Raw genomic sequence first — 7,828 nt, 5'->3', positions numbered from 1 at the left:
ACTCTGCCGCGACGTCTCGGCAACCCGCGCGGACAGCAAGCGATTGAATTCATCCCACTCGTATTCCTGCTGCCCCGCAGGCGTGCGCTTGCGCACCAGATTCCCGCGTGCGTCGTACTCGAAGTGCATCCCCGCGTACGCCTTCAGCAGGTTCCCGAGCACCTTCGGCACCTCGACCGGCAACGTGCTTTCCGGCCGCACCGGGCTGGGACGCGATGCAGGCGTCTCCGTAATCCGCACCGGATCGATGATGTTGCTCGCCGGATCGAACGCGAACCGCTCCTTCGCGACGGGACTGATCGCCTCGATCAAACGCCCGACAGGATCGTATCGATAATCGGTCCCGCCCTTGCGGCTGTCCTCGATCCGCGACAACTGCCCCACCGCGTCATAGCGATAGCGCCGCTCGGCAAGCGGCGCGGGCGACGTCGACCGCTGGATCGTCTGCTGCAGCACGCGCCCAGCCGGATCGTAGTGCGTGCGCTGCCCGACCTTGCTCGACAGCACACGCACCGTCTCGCGATGCAAGTCATCGCGCTCGAACTGCACGCGCTCCTCGCCATCGAGCAGCATCCCGTGCACATGCCCCGAGCCATACATCAGCCAGTCGACCGCATGCCCGTCCGGCCGAACGGTACGCCGCCGATTGCCGAGTTCGTCGTATTCGTGATGCCACACGTAGCTGCGCCGGTCGCCGAACAGATCGTAAGCGTGATGTTCACGCACCAGATTGCCAACCGGATCGAAGAAGAACTGCACGCGGCTGTACCGATTCACCGCGTCGATCAACCTGCCGCTCGGATCGTAGGCAAACCGTTCCTCGCTGTCCCCCGCGATGCGCTTCAGCAGACGGCCGTTCGCATCGACGTCGACCGAAGTCACGCAACCCGCTTCATCGATCGAAACGAGACTGCCGCTGTCCGGATCGTACTGATAACGCGTCGACTTGCCGTCGAAGGCGATTTCCTCGATCAGCCGCCCTGCCGGATCGTAGCGGAACTGGTACGTCGCAAAGTTGGCATCGGTCAGCGCGGTCAAGCGCCCGAGACGGTCGTAGCGATACGCGATCGTCTGCCCGAGCGCGTCCGAGCGGCTCGCGATACGGCCAACGGCATCGTAGCCATATCGCGTCGACCGATTGAGTTGATCCGTACGCCCAAGCAATCGACCTTCAGCATCGTACTGCACGTGTTCGACACCGGCCGGCGAACGAATCTCCGTCAACTGGCCGTTCGGGCCATATGCATAAGCAACGACGCCCCCGGACGCATCCTTTGTCTCGATCGCACGCCCGATATCGTCATAGCGCCACGCCGTCTTCTTTCCAGAGCAGTCCGTGTAGCCGGTCAATTGCCCGGCGGCGTTGTATTCGAGCGCCTTCGATCCGCCTTTGGCATCGGTGATCTGTGTCGGCAGCCCCTTGTCGTTATAGCTGTACTTCGTCGAGTGCTCGAGCGGATCGATTTCCTCGACGAGATTGCCTGCATCATCGTACTTGCGCTGCCAGACATGCCCATTCGGATCGACGAGCCGGATCATCTGGTCCTTGTCGTCGTATGCCATCTCGACAATGCTGCCGTCAGCGCGCTCGTGCCATGTCCGGTTACCGCGCGCGTCGTAACGCATCTGCTCGACGCTGCCGTCCGGCAGAATGTGCAACGTCAGATTGTTGTGCTCGTCTCGCCGGAACCACTCTTCGCTTCCATCCGGATAGGCGATCCGATAAACGTAGCCCTTGATATTGAAGTAATAACGCGTCGTCTGACCGAGCGCATCGGTCACATAGGTCAATCGAATGTTCGGATGCCACGCCAGACGGATATCGAGGCTGCCGTCGTCCGCGTACTCGCGCACGCATTTCGCATTCGCGTTGTCGTCAGCGTCCGCGCCGTCCCATTCAAGCGACATCCCGCGGCCGGTGCGATCGGTGTAGCGCGTGACGAGATGTCGGTCGTACTGGTAGTTCCACGCGTTGCCGTGCCGATCGGTTGCGCGGATCAGATCGGCCGCTTCGTCATAGGCGTAGCTCGCGAGCGTGCGACGCTTACCGTCTTCGAGCACCTGCTCGATCAGTACGATCCGGCCGTGCTTGTCGTGCTCGAACGACAGCACGTTACCGTTCGCATCAATCAGGCGCGCCACGTGGTCGCGCGCATCGTAGTCGAGCGTGATCGTGTTACCCGCGCGATCTTTCTGCATCGCCAGCCTGAACGCGTTGCCACGCCGTTCATACACGTGCAACTCGTCGTGGCCGTACGCAATCGTCACCCACGTATCGTCGAGTCGCGACAGCGTCAGGTTTTCCGAGAGATCGTCATGCACGCTTCCGGCTGCGAGCGCGCGATATTCAATGCTGCGCCCGCTGGCATCACGGTAGAACCATGTGTCGCCTTCTATATCGATGCGCGTCGTGTACGGCGTAATCCATCGCGCGCCGAGTTCTCCGGTGTCGTATGCGGACAGGCGTGAGCGATAAGTACGCGCCCAGACAAGCGGCAATGCGCCGGGCAGTTCAAAGTCCGTATGCGTGAACGTCTCATCGCCGAAAGCGAAATCGATCGACCCGGTCGACGCGCCGACCCCGCAACCTTTGCAGGGGCTCTGGCCAGGACCCTCCGGATGCGCATGCTGCTCGACCGCACCCACCGGCTCCTGCGGGCGATCATGATGTGCCCTTCCCTTGCCGCCGGTCGGCACGTCGGCGGTCTTTTCACGAAGCTTGCCGCCCGCCCGCACCCGTGCCACGGCCTCGATCACTTGCGCGATCAGCCAGAGCATCTTGCCTTCTTCGCTGCCATTCAGATCACGGATGGCCTTCGCAACTTTCGGCGCCTCAGTCTTCAGGAAGGCGACGATATCGCGAAACGGTTGGAGCCACGAATCCGGCGCCAGCTTCGCGGCGGTCCCGACCGTCGCGTTGCCGGCTTCCTTGCCCAACGCGATCGAACCTTCGTAACCGTACTCGAACGCATCGACCAAGAGCTTCGGGTTGTACCAGGATCGCTCGCCCATCTTCCGCGCGATCTGCTGCGTACGTCGCACGTTCGCACTACTGTCGAAAATCTGCCCTTTGAGGGCAAGCTCGAGTCCGCTGGCAATACCGACCATCAATTCCTGCGCCTTGGCCGCGCAGTCATTCAGCAGATCGACAAGGACTTCCTGCAACGTCTTCAGGAAGTTCTCGATTTCCGTCGCGGCCGCGGCGTTGACGTGTGCAACGAGCACGCCAATGATCGCCGCCCCGAGATTGCCGCGAGACACCAGCAACTGATTGCGCACAAGCGCCAACAGCGGCCGCGCCGACAGTCGGAACGACGCCAGCGGCGGCGGAACCGGAATGACCCCGATCAGGTTGATCGCGAGTCCAAGGTAATCGAGCAGATCGGCATGACGCTTCTCGACGATCGTCACGATGTCGCACACGGCATCGTAGAACGCCATCAGGTTGCCGATGATCGGCACCGCGCTCGCGACGGTTTTGAGATCCTCGAACGAAATGTGATTGCCGCTGATCTTGAGCAACCACTTATTGAAACGGTCGCCCCCCGCCGCCACGTCTTTCGGTGAAATATCGCTGAGCCAGGAAACAGCCTGTTCCTTCTCTGCACCGGGTGGAAGTTGTTGTGCCATGTCGTTGTTCGTTCAATTCGTTTTTTTCAAGACGGCTGACGAGCCGCCCTCTCAGGATTTCAACGGTCCGCCAAACCCGCTTGTCGGCAGTTTCATGCCCGTCGCGCCCGCGGCCGACGCCACGGTCGTGGCGCCCTTGCCCGCGATACCGGCCACGCCCGGCAATGCACCGGGCAACGCGCCCTGCAACGCCCCGGACGCCGCATTCGCAGCCGGCGCGGCAAGCGCGGCAAGCCCGCCCTGACGGGCGGCCTGAACCATCCCGGCCACCTGCTTCGCCGCACCGCTCAGGCTCGAGGCGGTCTGCAACGCGGACGCCACGCCGGCGCCACCCAACGCGGTCGCAGCAGCCGGCAATGCGGCGCTCGCGAGCCCGCCGAGGGCCGCACCCGCGCCGCCGCCGCTCACCAGCCCCATCGCCGCGGTCGTCGCGGCCGGCGCCATCCCTTGCAGCTGACTCGCGAGCTGTCCGCTCGCCGCGGCCTGCGCGGCCTCGGGCGACGGTTGCACGGGCTCCGCCGGCCACTTCGCCTGCTTGAAATAGTTCGCCGGCTGATCCGACTCGCGTGGGTCTTTCCCGAATTCGACGCGCACCGCCCCCGGCGGCAAGCCGCTCACGACCGTATAGCCGCTGTTGTCGAGTGCGCCTTTCTTCAGCACGGCGCCGTTCACGTCCTTCACCGTGAACAGCCCGCCCTTCACCGCCTCGCCGTTCACGTACTTGTGAAACAGTTCGAGCTGCCCGGGCTGATCCGGCCGCGGGCTCGGCAGCGGATACCCCATGCTCGCCGGCCCCGCGAACGTATGCGACGCCCCCTTCACATCGACCGCGCCCGGCGTATGAATCTCGATGTCGCCGTCCTTGATGCGGATATATCCGCCGCCGCTCGTCAGCAAAATCCCCTGATCGGCCGCGATCTCGATCCGGTCCGTCGCCGACACCACCCTCACCGCCTTCTGCGCGGTCACCTCGATGTTGTCCGACTGCGCCTGGATCTCGACCTTGCCCTTGCCCGCGAACAGCTTCATCCCCGCGTTCTGCACGAACAGGCTCAGCTTCTGCCCGATGCTGCCGATCAGCGACTTGCCCGCGGCCACGTGCACGCTCTGCCCGCTTGCCACGTTCACGTGATCGTTCGCGACCATATGCACCGACTGCTGCGTCGACATCCCGATTCCCGACGGGCTGCCGAACAGCATCACCGGTTCCTTGAACGCGTTCGCGTTACCGGTGCCGCCGCCCGCCGTGCGCCCGCCCGCCGCGCTGCCCGACTGGCTGTCCTGCGTCGCGTCCGTGAATGCACGCATCGTGTCCTGCGCGTCCTTCAGGCTCTCCGCCTGATGCTGCTCGCTCACGCCCGACATCGCCTCGACCAGGCTCTCGCCCGCCACGAGCTGCTGCTGCGCCTCCTTCACGTCGAGCGGCTGGCTGTTCGCCGCCTTCGGGTGCGTCGTCACGTACAGGCCCTGGCTCGCCCGCACCGCGCCATACGCATCCGAGCGCAGATCGAAACCGCTGCCCAGATACGACCCGCGCGCATTGCCGTTCTGGTCGATGATGTAGCCGAGATGCAGCAGGCTGTTCGCGCTGCTGCTCATCAGTTGCACGCGGTTCTGCCCGGTCGCGTCGTCCATCACGAGCTGGTTGTAGCCGCCGCCCGAATACTCCTTCGATCGATAGCCGGACAGAATCCCGTCGCTATGCCACTGCGGCTGGTTCGCGCCGTTGTACACGCGCCCCACGGCCAGCGGCCGGTCGCAGTCGCCGCCGACGTAGTCGATCAGCACTTCCTCGCCGATGCGCGGCACGTGCACACCGCCGTAGCCGCCGCCCGTATCCGACTGCACGACGCGCACCCAGCACGATGCGTTCTCGTTGCCCGGGTTCAGGCGATCCCACACGAACTGCACGCGAGTCCGGTTCAGCTCGTCGGTATAAACCTCCTCGCCCTGCGGCCCGACGACGATCGCCGTCTCGAGGTGCATCTCCGGCTTTTTATGCTCGAACGGGCTGCGATACGGCACGTTCACGCGCTGCGCTTCGACCTCGACGAGATAGAAGCCGACCGAGCCGTCGTCGTGCGGCACGCGAAACGCGGGGTCGGCACCGTAGCCCTCCTGCGCTTGCGTCAACGCTTCACGCAGGCTGTACGGAAAATCCGCGCTGCCGTTCGAAACGGGGAGGTTGTTCTCGATCCACCATTCGACGCCGATCGCCGCGAATTCGCGCTGGTCGGCCGGATCGCGATCGTGTTCGGGATGATCCGCCAGCGTGAAGCGCCGGCCGGCATCGATCGCACGCACGCCGCCCGCGCCGTGGAAGCGCTTCGCCTCCGACTCCCACTGCTCCATCCGGATCTTCGTCAGATGGTCGCCGCGCGTCTGGTCCAGATACGTGTACGCACCGGTGTATTCGTAGACTTCGAGCTGATCGGGCAATTCGCCCTGACCGGCCATCGTCGGCAGCGACGTGCCTTTCGGATTCGACGGCTGCGCGGGATTCTTGTAGTCGAACGTGCGCGTCGAACGCGTGACGCTCTGCAGCGTGCGCGTGCCCGACCATTGCGTGAACGCATCGGCTTCGCTCGCCGCCCCGCCACGATAGAAGCGCACGGTCTGCGGCGATAGCGGCGCGAACGCCTGCAGGTTGTCGGTCACCACGAGCGTGTGCGACTTGCCGTCGTCGGCCTGCTGCCACGCGCAGTAGAGCCCTTCGTCCTCCATCAGTCGATGGATGAAATGCCAGTCGGTGTCGTGCTGTCGCGTGTACGAGCGGTTCGGCAACGGCTTCGACAGCGCAAAGCGGAAATGGCCTTTCGCCTGCGGATGCTGGTTCAGCACGTCGCTGATGATCTGGTCGACGGTCGTATCGTTCCAGATCCGCTGGTCGCGACGGAACTTCAGGAAATGGGTGAAATCGGCGAACGTGAGCTGATAGGTCGTGAGCCCGCCGTCGGCGCCCAGACGGCGCGCGGTGTGCACGTAGCCGTTCATCGGCCGATAGCTGCGATCGCCTTGCTGAATCCACAACGTGACCGGCTGCGCGATCAGCTTTTTAAGCTCCAGATCGCTATCGGTCGACAGTACGTCCAGCGTGAATTCGTACGCGCGCCCGATACGTGAGCGGCCAACTGCCCGCTGCACGGTCAGGACGTTGCTCCCCAATGGCGTATCGAGCTTCAACAACCGGTCCTGCTGAAGCAATCCGCCGCGCAATGCGGCGATTGTGTTCTGCATGTTCATGGCTACGGCCTTTTCTTCTTTTGACGCGCCCTCGGATGGCGCAGCTTCATTTCGCTTGCGCGATTTTACAGGCAAAACTTTGCACGAATCCCTCCAAAGTAGCCTGATTCAAAAGCACATTTTCAAACGCGCCCGGAAGCCTGATAGATCGACCTCACTGACTGACCGCTCGTCGAAACCGACCCGCGCCGCAGCGATGCCCTTCCCCGTCCCATGAAATCGATTGCAATCAGGGCCAATTCGACTTCCGGCGCGGCGCGGTTGCGAGTAGTGTCTACGTGCCCGTCTGCCGGCCGCCGCCGGGTCCGACCGAGAGCCGGCGCTCACATCACGACACTGAACCCTGGAGATCTGCGATGAAACGTTCGAAGTTCCTGCTGTCGGGCCTGCTGCTCGCGTCGGCCCTCGGCTTCACGGCCGTCGCCGCGCACGCGGACGACCTGCTCGATTCCGTGAAGAAGGCCGGCGTGCTGCGCGTCGGCCTCGAAGGCACCTATCCGCCGTTCAACTCGCGCGGCACGTCCGGCCAGCTCGAGGGCTTCGACGTCGACGTCGCGAACGCGGTCGCCGGCAAGCTCGGCGTGAAGACGCAGTTCATCCCGACCGAATGGAGCGGTATCATCGCCGGGCTGCAGGCCGGCAAGTTCGACGTGATCGTCAATCAGGTCACGATCACGCCGCAGCGCAAGGAGGCGCTCGACTTCAGCGAGCCGTACACGTACTCGGCCGCGCAGCTGATCCAGCGCAAGGACGACACGCGCAACTTCAAGTCGCTCGACGACTTCAAGGGCAAGAAGCTCGGTGTGACGCTCGGCACCAACTACGATCAGATGGCGCGCACCGTGCCGGGCATCGAGGTGCAGACGTATCCGGGCGCGCCGGAGAAGCTGCGCGACCTCGCTGCGGGCCGGATCGAGGCGACGCTCGACGACCGCCTGATGCTGCCGTACATGAT

General features: G+C 63.9%; 3 protein-coding genes. 1 reads left to right on the top strand and 2 read right to left on the bottom strand.

The window, feature by feature from the left end:
- The coding region (locus tag JMF90_RS14590) for a DUF6531 domain-containing protein (RefSeq protein ID WP_201325187.1) at positions 1-3,630 on the bottom strand (3,630 nt) is incomplete at its 3' end.
- A gap of 51 nt (positions 3,631-3,681) precedes the next feature.
- Positions 3,682-6,873: a type VI secretion system Vgr family protein gene (gene tssI / locus JMF90_RS14585; RefSeq protein WP_011694121.1), complete on the bottom strand. Its 3,192-nt coding sequence runs from the start codon at positions 6,871-6,873 to the stop codon at positions 3,682-3,684.
- A 356-nt stretch (positions 6,874-7,229) separates the two neighbouring features.
- Here tssI and JMF90_RS14580 point away from each other — a divergent pair.
- On the top strand, positions 7,230-7,828 hold a 599-nt coding region (locus JMF90_RS14580; RefSeq protein WP_201325186.1), incomplete at its 3' end, for a transporter substrate-binding domain-containing protein.

The sequence above is a fragment of the Burkholderia sp. E168m23 genome, from assembly GCF_016586125.1.
GTDB lineage: Bacteria > Pseudomonadota > Gammaproteobacteria > Burkholderiales > Burkholderiaceae > Burkholderia > Burkholderia orbicola.
The sequence above is the reverse complement of the archived record's forward strand: the minus strand, read 5'-3'. Positions and strand labels throughout refer to the sequence as shown.